This window comes from Bacillus sp. FSL K6-1338 (assembly GCF_038006965.1).
GTDB lineage: Bacteria > Bacillota > Bacilli > Bacillales > Bacillaceae_G > Bacillus_A > Bacillus_A thuringiensis_S.
In genome coordinates this window covers 1,130,968-1,155,299 of record NZ_JBBOWI010000001.1, presented here as the reverse complement: position 1 = coordinate 1,155,299, position 24,332 = coordinate 1,130,968, and the positions used below count along the sequence as shown (strand labels likewise).

Sequence of the window (24,332 nt, the reverse complement as noted above, 5' to 3'; positions counted from 1 at the left end):
TATCGATTGTTTCTTTCAATATATCAACGGTCCGACACAACATATCGATTTACAAACAAATTCCGACATAATTTACAAGCAAAATACCCCACATAACGTTATACAAAAAAGACGACCGAAACCCGGTCGTCTTTTCCTATTTATTTTGGAGCATTTCCTACATATTGCGTAATATCAACATTTAACGCCTGCGCTAAACGCATACCGTATTCTTGATCTGCACGGAAGAAGTTACAAACAGCTAGTAATTTCGTGCGTTCATTTACGTCTTTCAAGTCATTTGTTAAGTTTGCAATTAAGTTATCTTGCTCTTCTTTAGAGAATGAACGGTAACGCTCACCTGCTTGTTTAAAGTCATTTGGTTTCTCGATTTTTTCACGAGATACATAGCCTTCTACTTTCATAGTCGAATCGCGGTAAGCTTTGTCTTCAACTGGATTCTCTGCATGACGGCTCGGTTCGTAGTTGATTGTAGATGGGTTTTGATTCATTTGCATCGCACCATCACGTTGTTGATTATGAACAGCTGCATATGGGCAGTTTACAGGAATTTGCAAGTAATTTGCACCAAGACGATAACGCTGTGTATCTGGGTAAGAGAATAAACGACCTTGTAATAATTTATCTTCCGATGGTTCAATACCATTTACAGTTGCACTTGGAGAGAACGCTACTTGTTCTACTTCTGCAAAGAAGTTTTTCGGATTACGATTTAACGTCATTGTCCCTACTTCAATTAACGGGAAGCGATCTTCTGGCCATACTTTCGTTGAATCTAGTGGATCAAAGTCTAAAGAATCCATTTCATCTAGTTGCATAACTTGTACGTGTAAATCCCATTTTGGATGATTTCCTTTTTCGATTGCGTCGAACAAATCACGAGTTGCATGATTGAAGTCTTTCCCCTGCACTTCTTGCACTTCTTTCGCATTTAAGTTACGTACACTTTGCTGCGGTTTCCAGTGGTATTTAATATAAACAATTTTACCTTCTTCATTAATCCATTTAAATGAATGGACACCGAAACCTTCCATTTCACGATAGCTTGCTGGTGTACCATAATCAGAAAATACCCATGTCATCATATGTGTAGACTCTGGAGTTAACGTCATGAAATCCCAATAACGATCTGGCGTTTGAATATTTGTATCCGGTGCTGGTTTTAAAGAATGAACCATGTCAGGGAATTTAATTGCATCACGAATGAAGAAAACTGGTAAATGATTACCTACGATATCGTAGTTTCCTTCTTCTGTATAAAATTTAACTGCGAAACCGCGTGGGTCACGAGCTGTTTCCGGAGAACCTTGACCATGAATAACCGTTGAAAAACGAACAAATACAGGTGTTTCAGTTCCTTCATTTTGTAAAAATGCTGCTTTCGTATATGGCTTCATGCTATTTTTCGTTACGAATACACCGTGAGCACCTGCACCACGTGCATGCACAACACGCTCCGGAATACGTTCACGATCAAAGTGTGCAAGTTTTTCTACTAAATGATAGTCTTCTAATAATACTGGTCCACGACGACCAGCTGTACGAGAATTTTGGTTGTCTCCAACTGGAGCACCTTGGTTTGTTGTTAAGCGATTATTTGGATTCATCTAGGGGGATCCTCCTCTTTCTTTCATGGTAATTATTATTAATTTAAAATTATTATAAATTAATTATTATTTAAAACTAAATCTTTGTCAACTATTTCCTTCACTTTTTTGGAAACAATTTCAGCCAAACAGTCGATAAATGCAGATTGTGCATTCGGCATATTTGGTCTAAAATATTTAGCATTTAATTCATCAGTTACAACTTTACATTCATAATCATTGTCATATAAAACTTCTAAATGCTCTGCCACAAAGCCAACTGGGCAATATATGAAAGATTCGTACCCATGCTCTTCATATAAATCTTTCGTTAAATCTTGCACATCTGGACCAATCCACGGATCTGGAGTATTCCCAGCACTTTGCCAACCCGTTGTATAGTTTTGAATATTGGCAGCCCCCGCAATTAAATCTGCTGTATGCTGCAATTGCTCCACATAAGGGTCCCCTGCTGCAATAATTGTTTCTGGCAAACTATGCGCCGAAAAAATTACAACTGTTTTCTCTTTATCTTCAATCTTTGTAAATGTTTCTTTTATTTGATCTGTCCAATACGAAATAAACTTCGGTTCATCGTACCATTGTTCAATTGGTTCAATCACAGGACCACCGATTTCTTTTGAAAGACGAATAGCACGGTCATTATACGCTTTAATGCTAAATGTAGAATAGTGCGGTGCTAATACGATACTAATCGCCTGCTCAATTCCATCTCGCTTCATTTCTTCTACAGCATCTTCTATAAATGGCGCAGTATGTTTTAAACCTAAGTAACAAGTAAATTCATACTCTGTAAATATGTTATTCATTGAATCTGTTAATTTATGCGCCTGCTCTTTCGTAATTTTTGCAAGCGGCGAAATTCCACCAATCGCTTTATAGCGCCCAATTAAATCTTCAAGCGCTTCTTCTGATGGCTTACGTCCGTGACGGATATGTGTATAATATGCCTCTACATCGTCTAATGATTCTGGTGTTCCATACGCCATTACGAGTAAACCTATTTTTTCCTTTGTCATCTATATAACACCTCAATTTTATAAATGAGAATCCTTTTCAGAACGTTTGTTTCAAATTATAACAAGTAATAATAAGTACGTCAAAATAATAATTCTAATTAAGTATTATTTATAAGGTGATTTTGAATTTTATATGACAATTTCTTTAATAAAAGCGACTTACATAATTGCAAGCCGCTTTTCTCCTATTCTTTAATATTTACCCCATACTCTTTAAACCAAACATGAATTTGTGCTAAATGAGCTAAAAGCTGTGGCCCAGTCATCAATTGACCAAACCACGGTGTTTGAAATGCACTGCCACCAGACTGAATCAATCCGCTCAACTGCTCTTTATCAAATAGTTCGTGTAAAATTGAACCTTTATCTGTTAATAGATTTTGAAGCCATACCGTTACTGCCTTTGTATAGTGTGGATTGTGCGTTTTCGGATAAGGACTCTTCTTCCTATATAAGATGTCATGTGGGAGTACATCTTCTAACGCTTTACGTAATAGACCTTTTTCGCGGTTTTTATACATTTTCATTTCCCAAGGAATATTCCACGCATATTCGACAAGACGATGATCTGCAAATGGAACGCGTACTTCTAAACTTGCCCCCATACTCATACGGTCTTTTCTGTCTAATAATGTTGTCATAAACCATACCATATTTAAATAAAATAATTGGCGTCTTTTTGCTTCTAGTGGACTTTCCCCCTCTAAAATAGGAACTTCTTGAATCGATTCCTCATAGCGCCTTTGTACATATTGTTGTAAATTTAGTTTATTTCTCCATTCTTTTTTTAGAAGTTGTTCACGTGCCTCTGTAGAAGGCATCCACGGAAATGCACTCGATTGTAAATCATCTTCTCTATAAAACCACGGATATCCACCAAATATTTCATCTGCACATTCTCCAGATAAGCCAACGACAAAATCTTGTTTAATTTCTCGGCAAAACCATAATAATGACGAATCGATATCTGCCATACCAGGCAAATCACGAACGAGTACCGCTTCAGTTAAATACTCTGCTAATTGTTCATTCGAAATGACGCAGCGATGATGGGTTGTTTGAAATGTCTCAGTCATTAAATTAATAAACGGAGCATCTGAATTTGGCTGAAACGCATTCGCTTTAAAGTATTTGTCATTATCTTCATAATCAACAGAATATGTGTGTAATTGCCCTTTTCCTGACCTTGCATATTCTTTCGCAGCAATTGCTGTTATAGCGCTCGAATCTACACCGCCTGATAGAAAAGTACATAGTGGTACATCAGAAACGAGCTGCCTTGTAATCGCATCTTGTAATAAAAAGCGTGTTTTCTCTACTGTTTCTTCAAAGGAGTCTTCATGTTTTTTACTTTCCACATTCCAATATCTCCATATACATAAACCGTTCTTTGAAAATGTCATCGCATGACCTGGACGTAATTCTTTTATACCAGCATAAATACCGTGGCCAGGTGTTCTTGACGGTCCGAGTCCGAATATTTCTGATAATCCTTCTAATGTTACTTCTGCCTTCACATCTGGATGCGACAATATCGCTTTTAACTCCGAACCAAATAATAAGCGTCCGCTATCATATTTATAAAAAAGTGGCTTTACACCTAATCGATCTCTCGCAATAAATACTTGTTCTTTCTGTTCGTCCCATACTGCAAACGCATATATACCGTTTAAATGATCGACACATTCTTCTTTCCATTCAATATAAGAAGCTAATAATACTTCTGTATCAGAATGACCTTTGAACGTATATCCTCTTCTTAATAATTCCTTTCGAATGTCTTCTGTGTTATAAAGTTCACCGTTATAACAAATGGCATAATTCGTTTCATCTTTTAAACAAGTCATCGGTTGTTTACCACCCTCAGGATCAACAACGATTAACCGTTTATGCCCAAATGCGACATTACCTTTAATCCAAACTTTATTATCATCTGGACCGCGTTTCGCTAACGTCTCAGCCATCTTCGTAACGACATCTCTTTCTCCTTCTAATGAGCGTTTATAATCCACCCATCCTGTAATCCCGCACATATAAATCATCCTTCCATCTTATTTCTTTTCTTGAACGTGCAGTAATCCCCACCCTGTGAGTGCGGATCAAAAAAATGACAAACTTGACGATAACCTACTATCCACATTTGGAATAGCATTCTCACTCAGTAAAACGTGTTTTATTGTATGCCCACCTATGTTTAGATGTGTCTAGTTATAAAGAATGCACGAACTGTCTATAACAGGAATAACTACTTTTCATAAAGGAGAAATCGTGTATGATACAACGTAAACATATTTTATATAACCAGCCCCGTGCTCATACAGTCGGTAATGTAGAATATATAAACAATGAATGGGTATTCTTTGATGATGAAAATGATGAAGCGTTTTTATTAGAAGATATTGCCGAAGATGGGTTTGAAGTTTTATATAATAACAATTGGCTACCAGCCCGTTTCTATGAACAAGATGTATTACAAATCGCCAACGAACAACACCATTTGCAAAATGGTGAAATGATACGTATTCGAAAAAAGTTACTTCTTAGTTATAATGAATGGCTCGAGGAATTACCTGACTCCGTCTTCACATTATTAACTGAATCATTGCAATCACTTCACTACTCTTTATATGATTGCATGTATTGTCATAATTATTTATCTTTCTTACCGAAAGAGGAGTCACGCGAAGGAGTAAATATTCTTTTGTTTGATAACGAAGAGATGATTTGTACACTGCAGCACCATTTCGTCCGTCACACTACATCCAATAAAAATATGTTCCGTTTTACGAAAGTAAATGGGGAAGAGTTGCATATCGATGCGACATAAAGTGAAACTTTAATCAGTGGGGCAGCCCCACTGATTATTAGCCTTCACCAATCGGGTGTTTACGAGCAGTTGATCTCCCGCCTAACTTCTTTGCTTAAGCTGAATTTTGAGGTGGGAGTTTTACTGCCAGTTAATACGGGATAACGTAAAAAACCACCTTATCTCCCAAGTCTTTGAGATTATAAGGTGGTTTTATTTTTTATTAGAATACTTTCCAGCCAATCGGTAATTTCAGTCCAAGGTAAAATACTGCTACTAGCGCAACAATAAATAAGCCCCAAACCGCCCCTGTTGGTTTGTTTTTGCTCATTTTCACAAGAACCATTTCCATTCCACCGATAACAAAAATACCAGTTAACATTTTTAAGCCATACCACATGTGCATGCTACCTGTTGCTGTCTTCACAATACTCATGTACAACATGAAGCCTGTCACAATAATGATGATATACATTAGGCGAAGCCCCATATGTACACCTTTACCTTTTCTTCCTGCTGAATAAAGTGAATACGCAACGAAGAATAAAATTAAACCTAACGCCCATGCTGTAATATGCATATGTACCATCGTATCCCTTACCTCCTCTTTTCACACTTTTTCACTCTATATGATAACATGTTCATTTATTTTCAGGAAATGTTTCGCTTTTTTACATTTAAATGATATAATATTTAGAGTATTTACAAACTTCTTGTAATAACAAAAGGGGGAACAATCATGATTCAAACTAAGGATATTATCGAACTTACAGACACATACGGAGCAAATAACTATCACCCACTTCCAATCGTTATTTCTAAAGCAGAAGGTGTTTGGGTAGAAGATCCTGAAGGAAACCGCTATATGGACTTATTAAGTGCATATTCTGCAGTAAACCAAGGTCATCGTCACCCGAAAATTATTAACGCTTTAATTGACCAAGCTAATCGTGTTACGTTAACTTCTCGTGCTTTCCATAGCGATCAATTAGGTCCTTGGTACGAAAAAGTTGCGAAACTAACTAATAAAGAAATGGTACTTCCAATGAACACAGGTGCTGAAGCTGTTGAAACTGCAATTAAAACAGTTCGCCGCTGGGCTTATGATGTGAAGAAAGTAGAAGCAAACCGTGCTGAAATCATCGTTTGTGAAGATAACTTCCACGGACGTACAATGGGTTCTGTTTCTATGTCTTCAAATGAAGAGTACAAGCGTGGATTCGGTCCAATGCTTCCTGGCATCGTTGTAATTCCTTACGGTGATTTAGAAGCATTAAAAGCCGCAATTACACCAAACACAGCAGCATTCATTTTAGAACCGATTCAAGGTGAAGCTGGAATTAACATCCCACCAGCTGGTTACTTAAAAGAAGCTCTTGAAGTATGTAAAAAAGAAAACGTTTTATTCGTAGCCGATGAAATCCAAACAGGCTTAGGCCGTACTGGTAAAGTATTCGCTTGTGACTGGGACGATGTAACTCCTGACATGTACATACTTGGTAAAGCACTTGGTGGCGGTGTGTTCCCGATCTCTTGCGTTGCAGCAAACCGCGACATTTTAGGTGTATTTGAGCCAGGTTCTCACGGTTCTACATTCGGCGGTAACCCACTTGCATGTGCTGTATCTATCGCAGCTCTTGAAGTGTTAGAAGAAGAAAAATTAACAGAGCGTTCTCTTCAATTAGGAGAAAAATTAGTTGGGCAATTAAAAGAAATTGATAACCCAATGATCACTGAAGTTCGCGGTAAAGGTTTATTCATTGGTATCGAATTAAACGAGCCAGCTCGTCCTTACTGTGAACAACTAAAAGCAGCTGGTCTACTATGTAAAGAAACACACGAAAACGTAATTCGTATCGCACCACCTCTAGTAATCTCTGAAGAAGATTTAGAGTGGGCATTCCAAAAAATTAAAGCTGTATTATCATAATAATAGAGAGGTTGTCCGGCATGTTGGGACAACCTCTTTCTTTTTATATTCATTTATATTAAGATAAAATCGTAATTTTCTGTATTTTAAAATCGTAAAGGAGGTGCGATATGCTATTAAGATACGGTAAACAGATTAACTATTTAGCTACATCTTTTATTTTAGTTACATTCTGTGGCTTCCTACTTTCCACAACATGGCTTACTCACTACTCAACTCCTACTACATTCACACTACTGAAAGCATCATTTTGGACTGCTGTTATTCTTACTATCATTGGTTTTGGACGAGAAAAAAGTGCACTTACGGTTATACTATTTGGCATTTGTACACTTGCATTCATTGGCCTTTACACTTTTTCCGTTATCGATTACCTCTATAACCCAAGGCCATAAAAAAGAGCTATCTTTTAACAAGATAGCTCTTTTCTTTATTTCACTACATTTCGCAAAATACCAATTCCTTCTACTGTAATGACCACTTCATCACCAGCATGTAAAAACTTCGGTGGTGTAAAACCTTTTCCGACACCAGCCGGGGTTCCTGTTGCGATAATATCACCTGGTTCTAAAGTCATTCCTTTGCTTATCGTTGAAATAATTTCTTCTATCGAAAAAATCATTTTATTTGTGTTGGAAGTTTGCCTTACTTCTCCATTTACTACCGTTTCAATGTGTAATGCATTCGGCGCATTAACCACCGATTTATGAATTAAATACGGTCCCATCGGGCAAAATGTATCGAAGCTTTTCCCAAGGAAAAACTGTTTATGTTTTCTTTGAATGTCTCGAGCTGTTACATCATTTATAATCGTATAACCAAAAACATGCTCAAGCGCTTTTTCTTTTTTAATTTGCTTCCCTCGCTTACCTATAATGACAGCTAGTTCTCCTTCATAATCTAGTTCGTCCGTTGCGTGAGGGTGACCATTAATTTGCTCATTTATGCCAATAACTGTTGTTGGTGCTTTCGTAAAGATCATTATATTTTCTGGAATAGACTCTACTCCGCCCATTTCTACCGCATGCTCACGATAGTTTTTTCCAACGCACAAAATATTCTTTCTTGGCCTTGGAATCGGTGCTAATATTTTCACCTCTGTTAACGGATAATACGCCGCTTCCCCGTTCTCTTTTGCCCAATTTACAATTTCACATACTTTCTCAAAGCACTTAGTCCCTCTTTCAATACACTCTAACATTGTAATAGGGATTGTAACCTTTTCCCCTTTTTGTCTTTGCGCTTCTCTTAAGTGTAATACCTTTTCTTCTTCTTCATCCACAATACCTACAAATACCTTTTCTTCTTTCTTCGCCGTTACAAAACGCAATATTTCCACTCTCCATCCTAAAACTCATACCCTTTAATTGTATTCGCATCCGCAAGAAAAAAACCTTCTCATGCACGCTAATTTTTACAATATTCTTCTCACATCCTATTCGTTACCCCTCTACATTTGGCATAAAATGTAGAATTTTTACTTTTTTTAGCGAAGGTATTTCTTTTTTATGGAGTTTTTGTATAATATGTACTACATATATACTAAAAATTTCATTTAGAGATGGAGCCGATTTCAATGTTTGAGCAAGCGATTGAAAAAAAACGTGAAAAAATGATTTATTTTGCTGAACGCTATGGAATGACTTCTCAAAAAACAGTGGATTGTAGCCAAGAACTGGACAGGCTCTTAAATGTAATTTGGCATGTACATACGGATTTTCACTCAAATCAAACACTCAACACACACACTCAATAATGTGTGTGTTTCTTTTATTTCAAAAAAACACACATTTTATCGGAAACGCCCATACAATAGTAGAAAAGAAAATTTTAAAAACGAAGGGTGTTTTGTATGCCAGCTATGGTCGGACATATTCGTATCGTCAATATTGGATCAAGTGGTATTTTTCATATTGGAGATGTATTTGCGATTAGGCCTATTAGTTACTCACGTGCTTTCGCCGGGGCCGGCTCTTTTAATGTTGGAGATAATGTTTCTGTCTACAATTATCAAAGTGCAACGACTGTTAATGATTCAGATGTCGTTGATCAAGCGATAATTGGTTCAACTTAAAGGGGGCGATTGTATTGAATTTTTACGTAAACCAAAGCATTATCATTAACAGCATTAAAATTGATAGCATTACAACCTCTTCTGTATTCCAAATTGGCACTGCCGGAAGTATTAAAGCCCTATCCAAATTTTCAAATACGGGCGGATTTACGGAGCCGCTTCGCCCATTACAGGCAAACGGACAAATTATTTCTATCAAACCATCAACTAGTTCTTCTTAAGACATCCTTGTCATAAATATATAGCAGGAATATTTTTACCCTCCCTATTGAAAAGGAGGTTTCACAAATGAATCAAGATATATATACTTACTTACACCAACTTCAACAAGCTCTTCAAACACAACAAGCAGCCATCCTCAATTTAGAAGATCAAGTGCGTCAACTCCAAGAAGAGCTTAACGAATTAAAAAATCGCCCCTCCTCTTCTGTAGGAAAAGTGGAATACAAATTCGATCAATTAAAAGTCGAAAATTTAAATGGCACTTTAAATATTGGCTTAAACCCATTTTCAGCAAAAGGACAACAAATTGAAGATTTTCAAGTGGATACAGAAACATTGAAGGTAAATCCTGAAACCGAAACAAACCCAGACTTTTATCAAGGTATCCTCCAAGAAATGCATCGATACTTAGATGAAGAAGCATATAATCGTATTCTCCATTTTGAACAAGAAGAGAGAACACCGCTTGATGAAATGTATCGACAAATGATGGTGGATGACATAAAAAAACAGATGGAGCATCGACTCCCTTATTATTTATCACAAGTTCAATCATATGAAGGTATTTCAACAGATCCAGATTATTTACGAGATATCATTATCCAGGCAATGAAACAAGATATTGACAAAGCCTTTCTCTCATTTATTCAGCACATACCGGGAAATTTCCGAAAGGAGTAAGTATGTATGAACCTTAACGTTGTAAACCGTGAGTTAAAAGTCGGACAGATTAAAATGAACGGTGTATCGTCGTCCGCACTCTTTTTAATTGGAGATGCAAATCTCCTCATTCTATCTTCTATTCTCGATACACCATTTGAAACAGTTACAGAGGGTCCATTTGTACCATTAGTAACAGATGTCCCTCCTACTCCAGGTTAAGGAGACTGAGAAATTATGTTGCATCATGTGTCCATTGTCCAAAATGTTTCTATTATTTCTTTAGGGATTACTGCCGTATTTCAAGTTGGAGATGCAAACCAAATGGAATTAAAAAGTAGAGCTCTTGCCGTCCACCGTGAAATTCCTTGTTATATAAGGGGAGAAGGTCGCTTTGATGCTTTTGAAATCTTTACAGATGAACACATTACAATTCCAAAACGAACGACAGATGTAAAATTAAATATTGTAAATGAATGCCCTTTTATTGAAGTTAATAATGTTGAATTGCGGACACTTTTAAATTCTGGTTGCTTTCAAATTGGAAATGTTGATTATGGTTTTAATAACTCTCGTATTATGCAAATCCGCCAATATATTACGGATGAACCTTCCGCACAATAATTCATATAGTAAGTAAAAAGCTTAGTAAAGTAGGTGGATGGTATGCCTTCGGTTGTAGGAAATCTCGTCGTTCAAAATAGTAACGGCTCTTTCAACTTAGGAGATTTTTATAACGTATCTCCGAAAGAAAACACGAAAGCTTATAACGGATCTGGGGCTTCCAATGTTGGATTTGTCGTAAATACGTTTAACGGTGTTAGTGCAACAAATACGTTTGATTCTGATGTGGCGGATCAAGATCAGATTGGAACAGCGTAAAAAAAGTAGGAGATATTCTCCTACTTTTTTCTTTTATCTAATTCAAAATTATTAAAATGAAATTTTAATAAGAAAGAGCTTTACTGTCCACAAATAGCAGTATAAACAAGTAAGTAGTAAAGAGGCACTATTTCATTTTATTTAAATGCTAACCCTCTCTCCTCCAAAGCCTTTCTAAGCTTCGGCATAGACGCAGGTCCCATACCATGCAGTTTTAAAATCTCTTTTTCACTATACTTGGATAGTTCTTCTATCGTGTGAATTCCATGGTGCTCTAGCGCATTTCGTGCTGGTGATGAAAGAAGTGAAAGAAATCCTGTTTTAGGTTTCTTTTCTTTCTCACAAGTCGGGCAAGTTGGGCAATCGCTACTTTTGTAGTATTCATGTCCTTTTTCACAAGTTCTTAACGTTTTTTCCGTTACCATTTTCAAGCCCCTCTATTCCTCAATATTTACAACATGATTCCCATCAAAGAAGTATAAACATTTCTCTTTCACAGGATGTTGTAAGCTTTTCTCCAGTGCTTTTGCATATAACGAAAGCTGTACTTTATATCGATCTTCTAAAATTGGTTTTGCTTGTTCGAATCCGCCTGGGAATTTCCCTTCAATCGTATCTGTTTTGAAGTCGATTAACGTAATGCCGTCTTCCTCTTCAATCATGCAGTCGATAACCCCTTGGACAAGAATCGTTTCTTCACTCTTCCCTTGCCAATCTTGATATGCTTCTTCTGCTGCAAGCATCATCGTAAATGGCACTTCACGCTCAACACTTTTCGCCGCTAGTACCCTTTTACCTAAATCACTGTCAAAGAATGAAATTACTTTTTCAATCGCTATTTCTTCCGCCTGCTCGAATGTTAATAATTCCTTATTTACCATTCCAGCAATTTGCTCTTGCAGAACTTCAACCGTAATCGGCTTCTTCAAATCAACATGCTGCATAACGGCATGGACTGCTGTTCCACGCTCTGCGTACGTTAATCCTTTTTTCTCCATAAAGCGCGGACGTGTTTTAATTGGCGTACGTAGTTTTTTAATAAAGGCATTATCGCTACCTTCTTCAGATTGATAATTTCTCTTTATTTCTGTAACAGATTGCTTCGCACGATAAGATGTTGCATCCTCATATCCGTACTTCCACATTAATCTGTCGTACACTTCTTCTTTCCGTTCACTTTGCAGGGGAACAGCCTTTTTCTCACGAAGCGCTTCTAACAATTCTTGTTTCTCTTCTTGAACTGGCTCTGGTGCAAGTAGCGTGTTACCGTCCACAACTTCTACTTTCCAGTTCGTGTCATACCCGTAAATTTCATCTGGAATACTTCCTTGTCCTAATTCAAGAAGCATTTCACTATCACGGTGTCTATATAATGAAGGTGCAATCCAGTCTAAATAACAAGACGCTCCGGCACGTATGTGATCCGGTAATAACCATTCACTATGTTCCCTCGCATCAAGCCATTTTTCCATCTCCTTATTTGCATCCTTAACTGTTCCGATTAAAATTAACTTCTCTTTCGCACGCGTCAACGCTACGTATAGTACGCGCATTTCTTCCGCAATTAATTCCATTTTCATTTTACGTTTAATCGCAAGCTGTGATAATGTCGTGTATTTAATTCGTTTACGCGGATCGATAAATTGCGAACCGAAACCGAAATCTTTATGGAGTAAGAAACGTTTCATTAAGTCTTGTGTATTAAAACGACGGCCGAGTCCAGCTACAAATACAACCGGGAACTCTAGCCCTTTACTTTTATGGATCGTCATGATGCGAACAACGTCTTCTTGTTCACCGAGGGCCCTCGCCGTCCCCATATCATCACCGCGTTCTAAAATACGTTCAATAAAACGTAAGAAGCGGAATAATCCTCTAAATGATGTTGCTTCATATTGTCTTGCACGGTCATATAGTACGCGTAAGTTTGCCTGCCTTTGCTTTCCAGCTGGTAAACCGCCAACGAAGTCGTAATAACCTGTCTCGCCGTACACTTTCCAAATTAAATCAGAAAGTGATTGTTGACGTGCAAATTCACGCCATCCTTGCAGTAAGTTATAAAACCACTCTAGTTTTTCATGAAGTTCTTGTTCCTCTTCAAGCGGTGCACCTTTTAAGAATGAGCTCATTACTTCATAAAACGAGCCTTTCTTTCCGTGAGCACGAAGCGTCGCAAGGTCTTCATCGTTTAATCCAACGATTGGGGAACGAAGTACAGCTGCAAGCGGGATATCTTGCATCGGATTATCAATAACGCGGAATACGTTCATCATAATATTTACTTCCGTTGCTTCAAAATAACCAGTCGCAAGGTCAGCATATACCGGAATTCCTTGCAATTTTAACTCTTCCATAATTTGCGGCGCCCACGGCATGGAGCGAAGTAAAATAACGAAGTCGCGGTATTGTACAGGACGCATACTATCCGTTTTACGGTCATACACTTCATAACCGGAATCAACCATCGCTTTAATGCGCTGCGCCATAAGGCGAGCTTCAAGCTGTGCTTTTTCGACTTCTGCACCTTCTTCACCGTCTATTACTTCTTCTTCCGTTTGCTGAATACAGAGTAATTCTGCCGCTACATCTTCACCTTCTGGATAGGTAGCACCTAGTTTTAATTCAGCGTCAGCATCGTAGTCAATCTCTCCAACTTCTTCGCCCATAATTTGTTTGAAAATGAAGTTCGTACCTGCTAGTACTTCATGACGACTACGGAAGTTTTTCGCTAAGTCAATCTTCATTCCGCCGCCCAATCCTTCTTGTGTGAAGCGTTTATACTTTCCTAGGAATAGTCCTGGTTCAGCTAGTCGGAAACGATAAATCGACTGCTTTACGTCACCAACCATGAACAAGTTTCCTTCACTCTCAGAATCTTTCGTTACGAATTTAATAATGGATTCCTGTACAAAGTTCGTATCTTGATATTCATCGACTAATACTTCAGTAAATTTATTACGATATTGGAGCGCCACTGCTGACGGATTCATTTCACCATTTTCACTTTGTTCACTTAAAATTTGTAAACAGAAATGCTCTAAATCTGTGAAATCGACCATTCCTTTATCTCGCTTCATCGCTTGGAAACGCTCTGTAAATACTTTTACAAGTTGAACAAGCTTTTCTAATACTGGGTGCATATCTTGAAAATCTCGTAAGAAACTTTCAGGTTTGCGGCTAAATAACTCTTCTTGTAATTTCTTTACTTCATCTTTCGCTTTATTACGAAGAGAGTCTACTTGTTTTACAACATCTTCATTGTAATCACTTTTCTTAATACGCTTTAACGTTTGCCACGATACGTTTTGCATCGCTTCATACACGCTTGTCCACGACTCACGAGCAGCTGATGATAACGTTCCAAGTAATGCTACATCTGCTTGCAGGGTTTCAACGCGAGGCGCTGGACCGTCAGGAAGCATTGCGAGTTCAGTTGCCTTACGAATATGCTGTTCCGCTGTTTCAAGCTGGAATTTCACATCTTCTAATAAATAAGAAGCATATACTAAATCTTCAATTGTCTTTCCTTCTACGTCATATGCTTCTACTAATTTATCAAGCCATTTTTCCGGATTTGGATGCGCTCTTGACTCTGTATGAAGCGCTAAAATCATACGTTGTAAGTCATCATCACTACGGTCACTCGTATAACGATCAACAAGTTCAAAGAAGATTGTATTATCTTCGATTCCGTACTCTTCTTCTAATATGTCATCTAGCACTTCTTCTTTTAACAATTCATTTTCTGTTTGATTCGCAATACGGAAACGAGGATCAACATCCAGCATGTAGTAATATCCTCTAATTACTTGTAAACAGAATGAGTGAATTGTTGAAATGGAAGCTTTATTTAATAGGCTCAGTTGCTTTCTTACATGCTGAGAGCCTGGTTCATCAATTAATACCTTTTCTAACGCTTCCCCAATTCGATTTTTCATCTCTTGCGCTGCTGCATTTGTAAATGTTACAACGAGCAGGCGGTCGACATCGACTGGATTCTCTTCATTAATAATCTTTTTAATAATACGTTCAACTAATACTGCTGTTTTACCTGATCCAGCTGCAGCCGCAACTAAAATATCACGTCCGTTCGCTACAACAGCTTTCCACTGGTCATCTGTCCATTGACTACCTTCTGGTTTTTTAGGCCAATTTTCTATCATTCTCCGCCAACCTCCTCTCTTATTTTCTCCATCGCTTCACTATCTTTCATATCTTTTAACGTACGGAATTGATTATCTTCAAGTGACTCATCAAATTGACAAACAGATTTGAAGTTACAGAACGTGCACGCTGCTTTATTTCCCATTTTATAAGGAGCAATATCGATAACACCTTCTGTAATATCTTTTCCGATATTTTCAAACGTATGGTGTACATATTTTTGCAGTACGTTAAACTCTTGCTCACTTGCAATACTTGAACGCGCACTAAAGCTACCGTCTTTTTTCAGGCCAGCAGAAATAATATCTGAACTTCCTGTTGAAAGTTTGTTATCCATTAAACGAACAACGTCCGCATCTCCTAATACGAGTCCTTTCATTTTAAATTTCTTTAAAATTTCTTTTTCAATTTCGGCTTCAGATGCGTCACCTTTCATTTCAACAATTGGATTATGGATATGAAAATACAATACACCCGCTGGTGATGCTGCTTGGCCTTTTTTCATCCACGTCTGTGCATTCGAAGTAACAACATCTAAATACGTTAACATTTGAAGTGCTAATCCGTAATACACTTCTGTTAAATCTAACGCTTTTGAACTTGATTTATAATCAATAATACGTAAGAACGTCCCGTTCTCATCTTCTGCCTTATCAACACGGTCAATACGGCCGACTACTTCCATCTTCACACCATTTGGTAGTGAGAATTCCATCGGCGGAAGTGATCCTGTACCGCCCATACCGAATGGCACTTCTAAATCAACTGGTACGAATCCGCTCGACTTCGCATGTTCACGAAGAATGATTGACGTACGGAAAATGATTTGTTGTAGTTTTTGTTTTAAATAGAAATGACGGTTTGAACTTAATAAAATTTGTCGTTGTAATAACGGTGCGATTTCTTCTATTACTAAGACAGAAAGATGCTCACACTCTTTTATAGATAAATCCGCCCAAGTGCGGTTTTCACGCAATAACTTATCCGCAATTTTCTTTAATGCCGCATGGAATAATTCACCGATGTCTGGTGCATCAAGCTTGAAAATATCACGCTCTCTAAGTGATAAACCGTGCTGTGCAAAATGAGCGTATGCACAACGATTAAATAGTTCCATACGAGAGACGCTTCCTTTAATTATATCTCCATATAAATCTCTACTTACTGCTGTACTTAGTTTCTTCGCACGATTTCGATAGAATAAACTTGATAAGACGCGGCTACTTTTTTGTTTCCATTCATCTGAAGTTACGTAGAAGTTGTATACGTCCCACCAAAAGTCTAAATTACCTTCAAATCCGTATCGCTTCCACGTTTGTAGTTGCTGCATAACGTAAGATAACGTTACTTCTGGCGTTGCCACGTATGAAATTTGTTCTGAACGTGATAAATCATTTACGTCATTCGTAATAAATGAATCTTTCACATTAGGGAACATTCTTTTTATTTTCTTAATAAAGCTAGACGCAAGTAACGTCTTTCCTTCTTCATCTGCAAGCGGGCATGAAATGTATAACCTCTCAGACGCTCTCGTTACCATTTGATACATAACGAACTGTTCTTCTAACAAAGTTTGTCTCGTCGTTGGCGCTAATTCAATCCCTGCCGCACCAAGAACTTCTCTTTCCTCATCAGAAAGCATACCTTCATCCATAGGTGCTGCTGGAATGACCCCCTCATTTACACCTATAATAAACGTTGCTTTCACGTCAGATAACCTGGAGTGATCAATATTAGCAATTAACACTTGGTCTAATGACGGCGGAATGTTAGCAAATTGAAGTGCCTCAAGACCTGTCGACATAACGTCCGTAAACATAGAAAGAGACATTTTCTCTTCACCAAGCATCTCTACAAATGTATCAAGAAGACTCATTACTTCTTCCCATACTTGTTCATGATCTGTCGCAAATAAGAAATCTCCACTTTCTTCTGCACGTATACGTAATTCTTCTAGCTTCTTCGGAACATCCAGTTCTTCTAAAAATAAGTAAACTGCTTCACACATTTGCATAACTGTTCCTGCACGCTTTAACCTTTTTTGCATGCGAATAACAGGTGTTCTTACAACGTCACGTAACCTATTTATTTTCTCTTCCATTTCACGTTCACTGTCTGTAATCATCCCGTTCGTATCATCAAGAGAACGATAACGGCGATACATCCATGGATCCTCTGAAGTCCACCTCTTTCCTTGTACACCGTACGCTAAACAGTAATTTTCAAATTCATCCATTTCTTCACGCATCGTTTCTTTTCTTACGTCTAATGGATATAAAAGCTCTGTTTTCACGCAGCGGAACACCGCATCATAACGCCAATTCCCACTAATAATCTCGAGTGCAGAACGAATACATTCTACTAATGGGTGGTGTGACATCGGACGCTTTTCATCGATGAAGTGCGGGATATTGTAATCTGTAAATAACGTGCGCATCACATCGTAATAACTTTCCCCATTACGAAGAAGCACTGCAATATCTCGGTAACGATATTTTTCATTCGCAACAAGTTTACGAATTTCACGAGCAACACCTTCTACCTCCGCTCGTAAATTCGCAGCTGTGCTAATCGTTACACTCGCTTCACCGTTAAATTTTTCATTTGGACGCGCTTCATAATGAGCTTCTAAATGCGCTAATGCTGGAGAATGAAAACGCGGCTGTTCCATAAGTGGAATTGTTTTTTCAATTTCTATTTTCTCTTCACGCGCTACTTGTTTGATTTTTTCATACGTTAACGTCGTTTCATAAAATAAATCGAGTTCATTTACTGGCTGTGCTAACGTTTTTTCATCTATCGTTAACGTGATCGTAACTCTCGCTCCGCAAATCATAAGCTGTCTTACAATCTCTAACTCTTGCGGGGAGAATGAATGAAATCCATCTATATAAATTTCCGCACCATTTACATATTCAGACTGCGGAAGCTTTTCCACTAGCAATTGCAGGTAGTCTTCTGAATCTAAATATTTTCCAATTAAAGCACGTTCAAAATCATCGTATAATAGCTGTAAATCATACACTTTATTCGCTAGTAACTTTTGTTCGGCACTGCTACTATGCGCATCCAATTGTTGCCACATTTCATATACGTTAGATGGCGTTACATTGTAACGTTTAAACTCTGCAATCATACTGCCAAGATGTTCAAAGAAACCGTTTTGCTCCGCTGCTTTTTGGAACACCGATAATCCATCTTTACGAGACTCTACAATTTTACGGAGTAACATATGTACACCCGCTTCATCAATATGAAGACGACTCGCTCCGCCAACTTCTTGTAGTACCTTCCACGCTAATCGTGAAAAACTAAAAACTTGTGCCCGAATAGAACCTCTTACATCCTCACTTCCAATTAACGCCTGCTGCGTCTGGAATGTCATCTGTTCTGGCACAAGATATAATATTGTTTTCCCTCTCGGGCGTTGTTTTAACTCTTCTTGCACTTCGCGTAAACAAAGTGTACTTTTTCCACTTCCCGCTCTACCAATCACAAATCGAAGTGACATGTAACCCCACCTTTCACTTACATAACGAACGTTAGTTTGCTACTATAATTGTATTATAGTACACGAAAAAAGACAAACTGAGTTGTTTGTCTTTTCTATACTTCTATCTATTATATCAACCTTTTGAAAAATTCGTTTGCACCTCTTGAATTGGCCAATATCGCAAATCAACTTTACCGACGACTGTATCAGCTTTTACAAAGCCAAAGTGTCTACTATCCCAGCTCCCGAGCCGGTTATCACCTACTACAAAAATAAACCCGGGTGGCACCAGCTTTTCTTTCGTTAACTCTTCTAATTTAAAGTCGCCTGTTAGTTGCCTTCCATTTATCTCTTTCTTATATTTCTCTAGATACGGCTCATCAATAAATTGTCCATTTATATATAACTTATCATGCTTATATTCAATATGATCTCCAGGTAAACCGATAATTCGCTTTACATAGTCCTCTTTTTTATTCGCATGAAACACCACAACGTCAAATCTGTTCAAGTCCCCAACTTGATAACTCACCTTATTTACAACGAGCATATTACCATCTTGCAATGTCGGCATCATTGACTTCCCCTCTACAACATACGTTGAGAAGAAAAACGTTCGAAAAAATACAGCTAATAATACACCAATTAAAATTGTTCGTATCCACTCTATGCCTTCTTTTTTCAAAGTTTTCTTCATCCGCTTCTCCCCTTATCCTTTAATACTGAAGCTTTCCTTTACAAAGAAGACTATTCTTAATGTAGTTCTAACTTTACTTCAATTTTCTTACCGACATACCATAAAATAAAAATACCAATCGCTACAATGACTGATTTCACCGGATTATGAATAAATGACATTAAATCATGACCGATATACGTTAAAATAAAAATCATCACAAGTTTTCCGAATGCTAACGCTAGCCCAAACTGTTTTACACTAATTCGTGATAAACCAGCGACAACATTTATTAGCGCTGACGGTGTAAACGGAAAACAAAATATAACAAAAATCGGTGCGAATCCTTTCCTTTCAATCCACCCCATTGCTTTTCTTACTCTCTCATGCTTATTTACAAACGAAAAGAAACGACTGCGACCAAAATGGCGGATGATGAAAAAGACAAGTAATGCACCCATTACTGATCCAAGCCATGAATAAAGAAAACCGAGCCAAAAGCCAAATGCAACAGCATTCGCCAGTACAAATACAATAAGCGGTAATGCTGGAATCAACGCCTCTATCATCGGTAAACCAATACCAAGAAGTGGTCCGAACGCTTTATAACTCTCAACAATATGATCCATATTTTCTGGTGAAAAATACTCTTTGATTGTCTGAAAATCCATTCTACACTTTACCCCTTTACTCTAAATACTATCCCTACTGTATCATTGCTTATATGAAAGAGGAAATGGTAGATACGACATATGGAGATGTATTTATTAAAGTTTCCATATCTTTCATAAGAATTCCTTCATTATTTAGCTATGATAATCTATCAATATTCGACAGGAAATGTCGTTCGTTTTGTTATTTAGGTGGTTTTCCGGTATTTTTATCGGTAAATGAAATTACAACTCGGTTTTTCTAACACATCTCTTTATCTATAAAGATTGATAAAATGAAACTTTAATCAACCCTCACCAATCCGGCTTTTACAGGCAGCAGGGCCCCCACCTAACTTCTTTGCTTTCGCTGAATTTTGATGTGTGCGTCTTACTGCCCGGTAAATAGCGGATAAACAAAAAAAGAATGGGGATGATTCCCCCATCCTTTCACACTTCGCCTTCCTTCACAAAATACACTCTCTCATAAGCAGGTCTTAATGTTGATTCCTCTTTTTTATCAATCTCTTTAAAACAAGGGCTCCCTTGTTTTTTCCTACGATCTTCATATTCAGTACGCAATTTCGCTGTACGATTTTGTTGATTTTCAAAACTAGTTTTTGATATTTCTAATTTCACAGCAAAGCCATTTATAAACCTAATAATAAGATTTCCATCTTTTAATTCTTTATTACCTTCAATATAAAAATGAGACAACCAAGCGCACTCTTTTCTAGAGTAAGAATAGGTAGGGAAAAAATAAAGTTGATCTGTAGGACTAATCGCAATCGGTGCTTTATGTGTAATATGAGTTAATTCTTTCGTTCCTTCTTTTCTGCCTAAGAAACTAGAACCATGCTTTCGGCAACTTCTTTCTATAATATCTAGTGGTTTTTGAAATACGAAAAAAGAATCATTCATTTCAACGACTCGCGTAACAATTTTCTTTTCACTTAGAATAACAGGAAGTAAGGCCATCGTATTTTTCGTTACAACATAATTTTCGACATAGCGTTCCACTTTACTTTCCATACTCTATTATCTCCTTTTTTCCATTTATATTAGCAGCTGCATATATAATTTTAGCACCTATGAAAAGAAAACGGATTGCACATTCTACTATTTTACATTAATTTATTATTTATCAAACATTCTTCAAATTTCAAAATAAATATATAAAAATAACAAGATGGCATTGTGCACAAAAAAGCATTTATACTGCTATAAATATTTGAAATCACTTCCTCATTTCACATCATTACAACAATTAACTTTGTTATAATTAAAATGTAAATCCAATATATGGAGGGCCACTATGGAAGAAAAAGAGATCCAACCATCGATTCAAATGAAAAATAGTAGCGTCATTATCGTGAAAAATTCAGCTAGTATTATATTCGGTTTATTTTTTATTCTGCTATTCTTTGCCAAACCGTTTCGTAAATCAAAATGTACAGAATGTAAAAAACGTGAGAAGAAAAACGTAGCGAAAAAAGAGTAAAAGGCCTTCCTTTTTGGAAAGCCTTTTTACATTTGTAGTATCATTTTATTTATTCTTCTTCACCCTTAGAAAAACAACTATATTTTCTTCCAAGGTTCTCTACATCTTTTTTGATTTGTAATATGATCCTTATATAAAACATGAGAAAGAGTATTTGTACTTGTTACCCGCTTTTAATTTTTACTAAAAAATTTAAATTTGTACATCTTTTTCCATCACTAACAATTCGTCAATTAATTAACTTTGTAATATAAGTTTTGTATATAATGTCATTCAAAAACACAATATATATAAGTAGCTATTTATAATTACATTGCTTTTTATCGAATTCTAAAAAGGAGTTGTATAAAAATCTATTAAGTCAGCAGGTTAATAGCATCCCCTCAGATGCTCTGAATACTCCTAGCAAGGAACAAGAACAACTGTTAGAAACATCATCTCAAAACGTACAAAATTCCAATAACAATACTAACAAAAAAGATGAGACTCAAGGTCTATCTGGAAAAGATTCCCCTATTTCAATAAAGAATACAAACTTATAGTTATTTACTATCATACGCAGCAAATGCTCTTGCTGAACTAATTCTTATACAGAAACTAATACGCATTCCCGATAATTTTTTACCAGTTGTAACATAGAAAAAGAGATTTAGATATAAAAACAGGCTCTGAAAAAATTTTCTGCACAACCTAAAAAAAAAAAAAAAAAAAAAAAAGGATGGCATTAGCCATCCTTTTTTCCATCATCAACTATAAAATTATAGTTTGATTACGTTTTTAGCTTGAGGTCCACGGTTACCGTCTTCGATTTCGAAGCTAACTTTTTGACCTTCTTCTAAAGATTTGAAACCGTCAGTTTCGATTGCTGAGAAGTGTACGAATACGTCGTTTTCGCCTGGAACTTCGATGAAACCGAAACCTTTTTCGTTGTTAAACCATTTTACTTGTCCTGTTACTGCCATAATTATTTCCTCCTAAGAAAATACAAATTTTAAATTTTTTAGTCTTCCTGTCTAAAAAAAGAATCCACACATTATCAAATACGAAACATAAACTAGTTCTCACATACTTTTTCTCGTTCGTTTTCAGCACTTGATAACATATGGATTGCTTAATTTAACTATTCAACTGACATCATCATAGCACATTAAAATAAAATGTACAATCTTTTTCTAAAATGGAATTTCTAATTTTTAGTATTTCTTATAAAATATAATTATCTCTATTCTAAATAAGGAGGAATTTATGAACAACAAAATTCCTAGAAAAACATTAAAAAGAATCGAAGAGGATATTGAAAATAATAATCTTGGAAAAGCAAGAGACAGATTGCACGGCCTCATCTTTACATACCCAAATGAATTACATCTTCGAAAACAACTCGGAGATATTTATTATAAATTACAATATCCAGAAATGGCTGGACGTTACTGGTATCTAGAGGAGCATAAAACAGATATTATGCATGAATCATGTTTATTATTTGAGAAATCAATGGGAAATAACCCTCATCATATTGCACGCGCTTTAAAGTTTAAAGGCGATTCTAACCATATAAAAGCTTTGTATAAAGATCAACCTTTATCTTCAGTGCAGAAGAAAGTAGCAGAGGAGTTAATTTATGAGTATAAAGAAACATGGCAAGATAAGCTAGTTCCTTTTGGCTGTCTAGCATTCCTTGCTTGCCTTCTCTTTTCTGCCATTGTTGGTCTATTCACTATTTGGAATTGGATTTTTTAATTATAGGGGGAATTTTTACATGTCAAACTACGATAACGAAGAAAAGCTAACAGGCGGAAACGTTTCGAACGTATATCGTTCTGAAAATACTGTTCGTCGAGAGTTAAAGCCAGATAGCGCAAAAATCCATAAGCTATTACAACACTTAGAAAACAAAGGATTTCATTATACTCCAAAGTTTTTAGGTGTAGATGAAGAAGATAGAGAGGTTTTATCCTTTATTGAAGGAGAAGCTGGGAATTATCCTTTAAAAGAATATATGCGATCTAATGATGTATTAAAAGGAATCGCAAAGATGCTCCGCCTTTACCATGATGCTGTAAGTGATTTTCCGTTATTAGATGATTGGAAACCGATGGATCACACGCCAAATAACATTGAGGTTTTATGCCACAATGATTTTGCCATATATAACATTATTTTTAATAATGAGAAGCCAGTAGGGATTATTGATTTCGATGTTGCTGCTCCTGGTCCAAGACTATGGGATATCGCTTATACACTTTATACTTGTGTGCCTTTAAGTAGAGTGTATTATACAGAATCTGGTGAAGCCATTCATTATGAATCATCGCAACATGCAGATCGTATTAAAGAGAGAGTGAAATTATTCGTTCAGTCCTATGGTAAAAATATGGATGAAGATTACTTAGGAATGGTGTTGCTACGATTAGAAGGGTTATGTACATATATGAAACGAAAAGCGCAAGAAGGCGACTTGAATTTCCAAAGAATGATTGATGAAGGACATCTAGAGCATTATGAGAAAGATATGAAGTTTATTCGTAATCATAGGGCTGAGTGGCGTTGATTTAGTAATAAAGAAAAGTTAGTATCGTTTTTTGCCGATAAATTGATATCTCTTTTCGAATCGTTCACAAAATAACAAGGGGCCCCCTTCAAACAGG

26 protein-coding genes are annotated in these 24,332 nt (G+C 36.7%); 14 read left to right on the top strand and 12 right to left on the bottom strand.

Translation table 11 applies throughout. From position 1 onward, the window contains the following. Nucleotides 1-140: 140 nt before the first annotated feature. From katB to asnB, 3 genes are all read right to left on the bottom strand, one after another. Nucleotides 141-1,607: a catalase KatB gene (gene katB, locus NZ044_RS06090; RefSeq protein ID WP_086389837.1), complete on the bottom strand. Its 1,467-nt coding sequence runs from the start codon at nt 1,605-1,607 to the stop codon at nt 141-143. Nucleotides 1,608-1,666: 59 nt separating this feature from the next. Further along, nucleotides 1,667-2,626 carry a ferrochelatase gene (hemH, locus tag NZ044_RS06085; protein WP_000159538.1) on the bottom strand — a complete coding sequence of 320 codons (960 nt, stop codon included), beginning with the start codon at nt 2,624-2,626 and terminating at the stop codon, nt 1,667-1,669. A gap of 185 nt (nt 2,627-2,811) precedes the next feature. Beyond that, nucleotides 2,812-4,659: an asparagine synthase (glutamine-hydrolyzing) gene (gene asnB, locus NZ044_RS06080; protein WP_340949622.1), complete on the bottom strand. Its 1,848-nt coding sequence runs from the start codon at nt 4,657-4,659 to the stop codon at nt 2,812-2,814. Nucleotides 4,660-4,898: 239 nt separating this feature from the next. Here asnB and NZ044_RS06075 point away from each other — a divergent pair, with 239 nt between their 5' ends. Next, nucleotides 4,899-5,453 carry a DUF2777 domain-containing protein gene (locus tag NZ044_RS06075; RefSeq protein WP_000616051.1) on the top strand — a complete coding sequence of 185 codons (555 nt, stop codon included), beginning with the start codon at nt 4,899-4,901 and terminating at the stop codon, nt 5,451-5,453. A 202-nt stretch (nt 5,454-5,655) separates the two neighbouring features. On the opposite strand, the gene NZ044_RS06070 is transcribed toward NZ044_RS06075, so the two are convergent. Further along, nucleotides 5,656-6,021, bottom strand: coding sequence for a YisL family protein (locus NZ044_RS06070; protein ID WP_098505573.1), 366 nt, complete (start codon nt 6,019-6,021; stop codon nt 5,656-5,658). Between the two features lie 150 nt (nt 6,022-6,171). On the opposite strand from NZ044_RS06070, the gene rocD reads away from it, so the two are divergent. Continuing rightward, complete coding sequence (gene rocD / locus NZ044_RS06065; RefSeq protein WP_000616660.1) at nt 6,172-7,362, top strand: ornithine aminotransferase; 1,191 nt, start codon at nt 6,172-6,174, stop codon at nt 7,360-7,362. Nucleotides 7,363-7,472: 110 nt separating this feature from the next. After that, nucleotides 7,473-7,757, top strand: coding sequence for a hypothetical protein (locus tag NZ044_RS06060; RefSeq protein ID WP_000926870.1), 285 nt, complete (start codon nt 7,473-7,475; stop codon nt 7,755-7,757). Between the two features lie 35 nt (nt 7,758-7,792). Here the strand turns inward: NZ044_RS06060 and NZ044_RS06055 are convergent, their stop codons facing one another. Continuing rightward, complete coding sequence (locus NZ044_RS06055; protein ID WP_172583206.1) at nt 7,793-8,692, bottom strand: fumarylacetoacetate hydrolase family protein; 900 nt, start codon at nt 8,690-8,692, stop codon at nt 7,793-7,795. Nucleotides 8,693-8,938: 246 nt separating this feature from the next. On the opposite strand from NZ044_RS06055, the gene NZ044_RS06050 reads away from it, so the two are divergent. From NZ044_RS06050 to gerPF, 7 genes are all read left to right on the top strand, one after another. Further along, on the top strand, nt 8,939-9,118 hold the full coding sequence (locus tag NZ044_RS06050; RefSeq protein WP_000462848.1) for an aspartyl-phosphate phosphatase Spo0E family protein: 180 nt from the start codon (nt 8,939-8,941) through the stop codon (nt 9,116-9,118). Nucleotides 9,119-9,214: 96 nt separating this feature from the next. Continuing rightward, complete coding sequence (gerPA, locus tag NZ044_RS06045; RefSeq protein ID WP_001111188.1) at nt 9,215-9,436, top strand: spore germination protein GerPA; 222 nt, start codon at nt 9,215-9,217, stop codon at nt 9,434-9,436. Nucleotides 9,437-9,450: 14 nt separating this feature from the next. Beyond that, nucleotides 9,451-9,657, top strand: a complete 207-nt coding sequence (gene gerPB, locus NZ044_RS06040; RefSeq protein ID WP_001012509.1) for a spore germination protein GerPB — start codon at nt 9,451-9,453, stop codon at nt 9,655-9,657. 67 nt (nt 9,658-9,724) lie between these two features. Further along, nucleotides 9,725-10,339, top strand: a complete 615-nt coding sequence (gene gerPC / locus NZ044_RS06035; protein ID WP_001070761.1) for a spore germination protein GerPC — start codon at nt 9,725-9,727, stop codon at nt 10,337-10,339. 6 nt (nt 10,340-10,345) lie between these two features. Beyond that, nucleotides 10,346-10,540 (top strand): spore germination protein GerPD, encoded by a 195-nt coding sequence (gene gerPD / locus NZ044_RS06030; protein WP_001052807.1) that lies wholly within the window; start codon nt 10,346-10,348, stop codon nt 10,538-10,540. 15 nt (nt 10,541-10,555) lie between these two features. Further along, on the top strand, nt 10,556-10,942 hold the full coding sequence (locus tag NZ044_RS06025; protein WP_000902327.1) for a spore germination protein GerPE: 387 nt from the start codon (nt 10,556-10,558) through the stop codon (nt 10,940-10,942). A 42-nt stretch (nt 10,943-10,984) separates the two neighbouring features. Further along, a complete protein-coding gene (gene gerPF / locus NZ044_RS06020; protein ID WP_001141566.1) occupies nt 10,985-11,200 on the top strand; it encodes a spore germination protein GerPF in 216 nt (71 codons plus the stop codon). A 137-nt stretch (nt 11,201-11,337) separates the two neighbouring features. Here the strand turns inward: gerPF and NZ044_RS06015 are convergent, their stop codons facing one another. From NZ044_RS06015 to NZ044_RS05990, 6 genes are all read right to left on the bottom strand, one after another. Further along, on the bottom strand, nt 11,338-11,625 hold the full coding sequence (locus NZ044_RS06015) for an RNA polymerase alpha subunit C-terminal domain-containing protein (protein ID WP_098505571.1): 288 nt from the start codon (nt 11,623-11,625) through the stop codon (nt 11,338-11,340). A 12-nt stretch (nt 11,626-11,637) separates the two neighbouring features. Then, nucleotides 11,638-15,363, bottom strand: coding sequence for a helicase-exonuclease AddAB subunit AddA (addA, locus tag NZ044_RS06010; protein WP_000572304.1), 3,726 nt, complete (start codon nt 15,361-15,363; stop codon nt 11,638-11,640). Beyond that, the gene (addB, locus tag NZ044_RS06005) at nt 15,360-18,875 is read right to left on the bottom strand and encodes a helicase-exonuclease AddAB subunit AddB (protein WP_063675092.1); all 3,516 of its coding nucleotides are present in this window, start codon (nt 18,873-18,875) and stop codon (nt 15,360-15,362) included. The genes addA and addB overlap by 4 nt, the downstream gene beginning before the upstream one ends. Nucleotides 18,876-18,990: 115 nt before the next feature. Next, nucleotides 18,991-19,554, bottom strand: a complete 564-nt coding sequence (gene lepB / locus NZ044_RS06000) for a signal peptidase I (RefSeq protein ID WP_000751896.1) — start codon at nt 19,552-19,554, stop codon at nt 18,991-18,993. A gap of 56 nt (nt 19,555-19,610) precedes the next feature. Further along, nucleotides 19,611-20,204, bottom strand: coding sequence for a TVP38/TMEM64 family protein (locus NZ044_RS05995; protein WP_000347517.1), 594 nt, complete (start codon nt 20,202-20,204; stop codon nt 19,611-19,613). Between the two features lie 429 nt (nt 20,205-20,633). Then, on the bottom strand, nt 20,634-21,215 hold the full coding sequence (locus tag NZ044_RS05990) for a competence protein ComK (RefSeq protein WP_000444446.1): 582 nt from the start codon (nt 21,213-21,215) through the stop codon (nt 20,634-20,636). A 283-nt stretch (nt 21,216-21,498) separates the two neighbouring features. On the opposite strand from NZ044_RS05990, the gene NZ044_RS05985 reads away from it, so the two are divergent. After that, nucleotides 21,499-21,684 carry a hypothetical protein gene (locus tag NZ044_RS05985; protein WP_000391375.1) on the top strand — a complete coding sequence of 62 codons (186 nt, stop codon included), beginning with the start codon at nt 21,499-21,501 and terminating at the stop codon, nt 21,682-21,684. A gap of 341 nt (nt 21,685-22,025) precedes the next feature. Continuing rightward, entirely contained in the window at nt 22,026-22,226 is a 201-nt protein-coding gene (locus NZ044_RS05980) for a hypothetical protein (protein WP_098505570.1), read from the top strand. Nucleotides 22,227-22,442: 216 nt separating this feature from the next. On the opposite strand, the gene cspA is transcribed toward NZ044_RS05980, so the two are convergent. Then, nucleotides 22,443-22,646 carry an RNA chaperone/antiterminator CspA gene (cspA, locus tag NZ044_RS05975; protein ID WP_000301518.1) on the bottom strand — a complete coding sequence of 68 codons (204 nt, stop codon included), beginning with the start codon at nt 22,644-22,646 and terminating at the stop codon, nt 22,443-22,445. Between the two features lie 283 nt (nt 22,647-22,929). On the opposite strand from cspA, the gene NZ044_RS05970 reads away from it, so the two are divergent. Then, complete coding sequence (locus tag NZ044_RS05970; protein WP_001060337.1) at nt 22,930-23,424, top strand: DUF6584 family protein; 495 nt, start codon at nt 22,930-22,932, stop codon at nt 23,422-23,424. A gap of 19 nt (nt 23,425-23,443) precedes the next feature. Next, a complete protein-coding gene (locus NZ044_RS05965; protein ID WP_000073811.1) occupies nt 23,444-24,235 on the top strand; it encodes a phosphotransferase in 792 nt (263 codons plus the stop codon). Nucleotides 24,236-24,332 lie beyond the last annotated feature (97 nt).

What these genes read in the sequence shown, in the direction of transcription:
- NZ044_RS05995 (WP_000347517.1), bottom strand. Translation starts at nt 20,204, where the DNA reads ATGGATTTTCAGACAATCAAAGAGTATTTTTCACCAGAAAATATGGAT.
- gerPD (WP_001052807.1), top strand. Translation starts at nt 10,346, where the DNA reads ATGAACCTTAACGTTGTAAACCGTGAGTTAAAAGTCGGACAGATTAAA.
- NZ044_RS05970 (WP_001060337.1), top strand. Translation starts at nt 22,930, where the DNA reads ATGAACAACAAAATTCCTAGAAAAACATTAAAAAGAATCGAAGAGGAT.
- katB (WP_086389837.1), bottom strand. Translation starts at nt 1,607, where the DNA reads ATGAATCCAAATAATCGCTTAACAACAAACCAAGGTGCTCCAGTTGGA.
- asnB (WP_340949622.1), bottom strand. Translation starts at nt 4,659, where the DNA reads ATGTGCGGGATTACAGGATGGGTGGATTATAAACGCTCATTAGAAGGA.
- NZ044_RS06075 (WP_000616051.1), top strand. Translation starts at nt 4,899, where the DNA reads ATGATACAACGTAAACATATTTTATATAACCAGCCCCGTGCTCATACA.
- rocD (WP_000616660.1), top strand. Translation starts at nt 6,172, where the DNA reads ATGATTCAAACTAAGGATATTATCGAACTTACAGACACATACGGAGCA.
- lepB (WP_000751896.1), bottom strand. Translation starts at nt 19,554, where the DNA reads ATGAAGAAAACTTTGAAAAAAGAAGGCATAGAGTGGATACGAACAATT.
- NZ044_RS05990 (WP_000444446.1), bottom strand. Translation starts at nt 21,215, where the DNA reads ATGGAAAGTAAAGTGGAACGCTATGTCGAAAATTATGTTGTAACGAAA.
- gerPA (WP_001111188.1), top strand. Translation starts at nt 9,215, where the DNA reads ATGCCAGCTATGGTCGGACATATTCGTATCGTCAATATTGGATCAAGT.
- NZ044_RS06025 (WP_000902327.1), top strand. Translation starts at nt 10,556, where the DNA reads ATGTTGCATCATGTGTCCATTGTCCAAAATGTTTCTATTATTTCTTTA.
- addB (WP_063675092.1), bottom strand. Translation starts at nt 18,875, where the DNA reads ATGTCACTTCGATTTGTGATTGGTAGAGCGGGAAGTGGAAAAAGTACA.
- gerPF (WP_001141566.1), top strand. Translation starts at nt 10,985, where the DNA reads ATGCCTTCGGTTGTAGGAAATCTCGTCGTTCAAAATAGTAACGGCTCT.
- NZ044_RS06015 (WP_098505571.1), bottom strand. Translation starts at nt 11,625, where the DNA reads ATGGTAACGGAAAAAACGTTAAGAACTTGTGAAAAAGGACATGAATAC.
- NZ044_RS06070 (WP_098505573.1), bottom strand. Translation starts at nt 6,021, where the DNA reads ATGGTACATATGCATATTACAGCATGGGCGTTAGGTTTAATTTTATTC.
- NZ044_RS05965 (WP_000073811.1), top strand. Translation starts at nt 23,444, where the DNA reads ATGTCAAACTACGATAACGAAGAAAAGCTAACAGGCGGAAACGTTTCG.
- hemH (WP_000159538.1), bottom strand. Translation starts at nt 2,626, where the DNA reads ATGACAAAGGAAAAAATAGGTTTACTCGTAATGGCGTATGGAACACCA.
- NZ044_RS06050 (WP_000462848.1), top strand. Translation starts at nt 8,939, where the DNA reads ATGTTTGAGCAAGCGATTGAAAAAAAACGTGAAAAAATGATTTATTTT.
- addA (WP_000572304.1), bottom strand. Translation starts at nt 15,363, where the DNA reads ATGATAGAAAATTGGCCTAAAAAACCAGAAGGTAGTCAATGGACAGAT.
- gerPC (WP_001070761.1), top strand. Translation starts at nt 9,725, where the DNA reads ATGAATCAAGATATATATACTTACTTACACCAACTTCAACAAGCTCTT.
- NZ044_RS06060 (WP_000926870.1), top strand. Translation starts at nt 7,473, where the DNA reads ATGCTATTAAGATACGGTAAACAGATTAACTATTTAGCTACATCTTTT.
- NZ044_RS05985 (WP_000391375.1), top strand. Translation starts at nt 21,499, where the DNA reads ATGGAAGAAAAAGAGATCCAACCATCGATTCAAATGAAAAATAGTAGC.
- cspA (WP_000301518.1), bottom strand. Translation starts at nt 22,646, where the DNA reads ATGGCAGTAACAGGACAAGTAAAATGGTTTAACAACGAAAAAGGTTTC.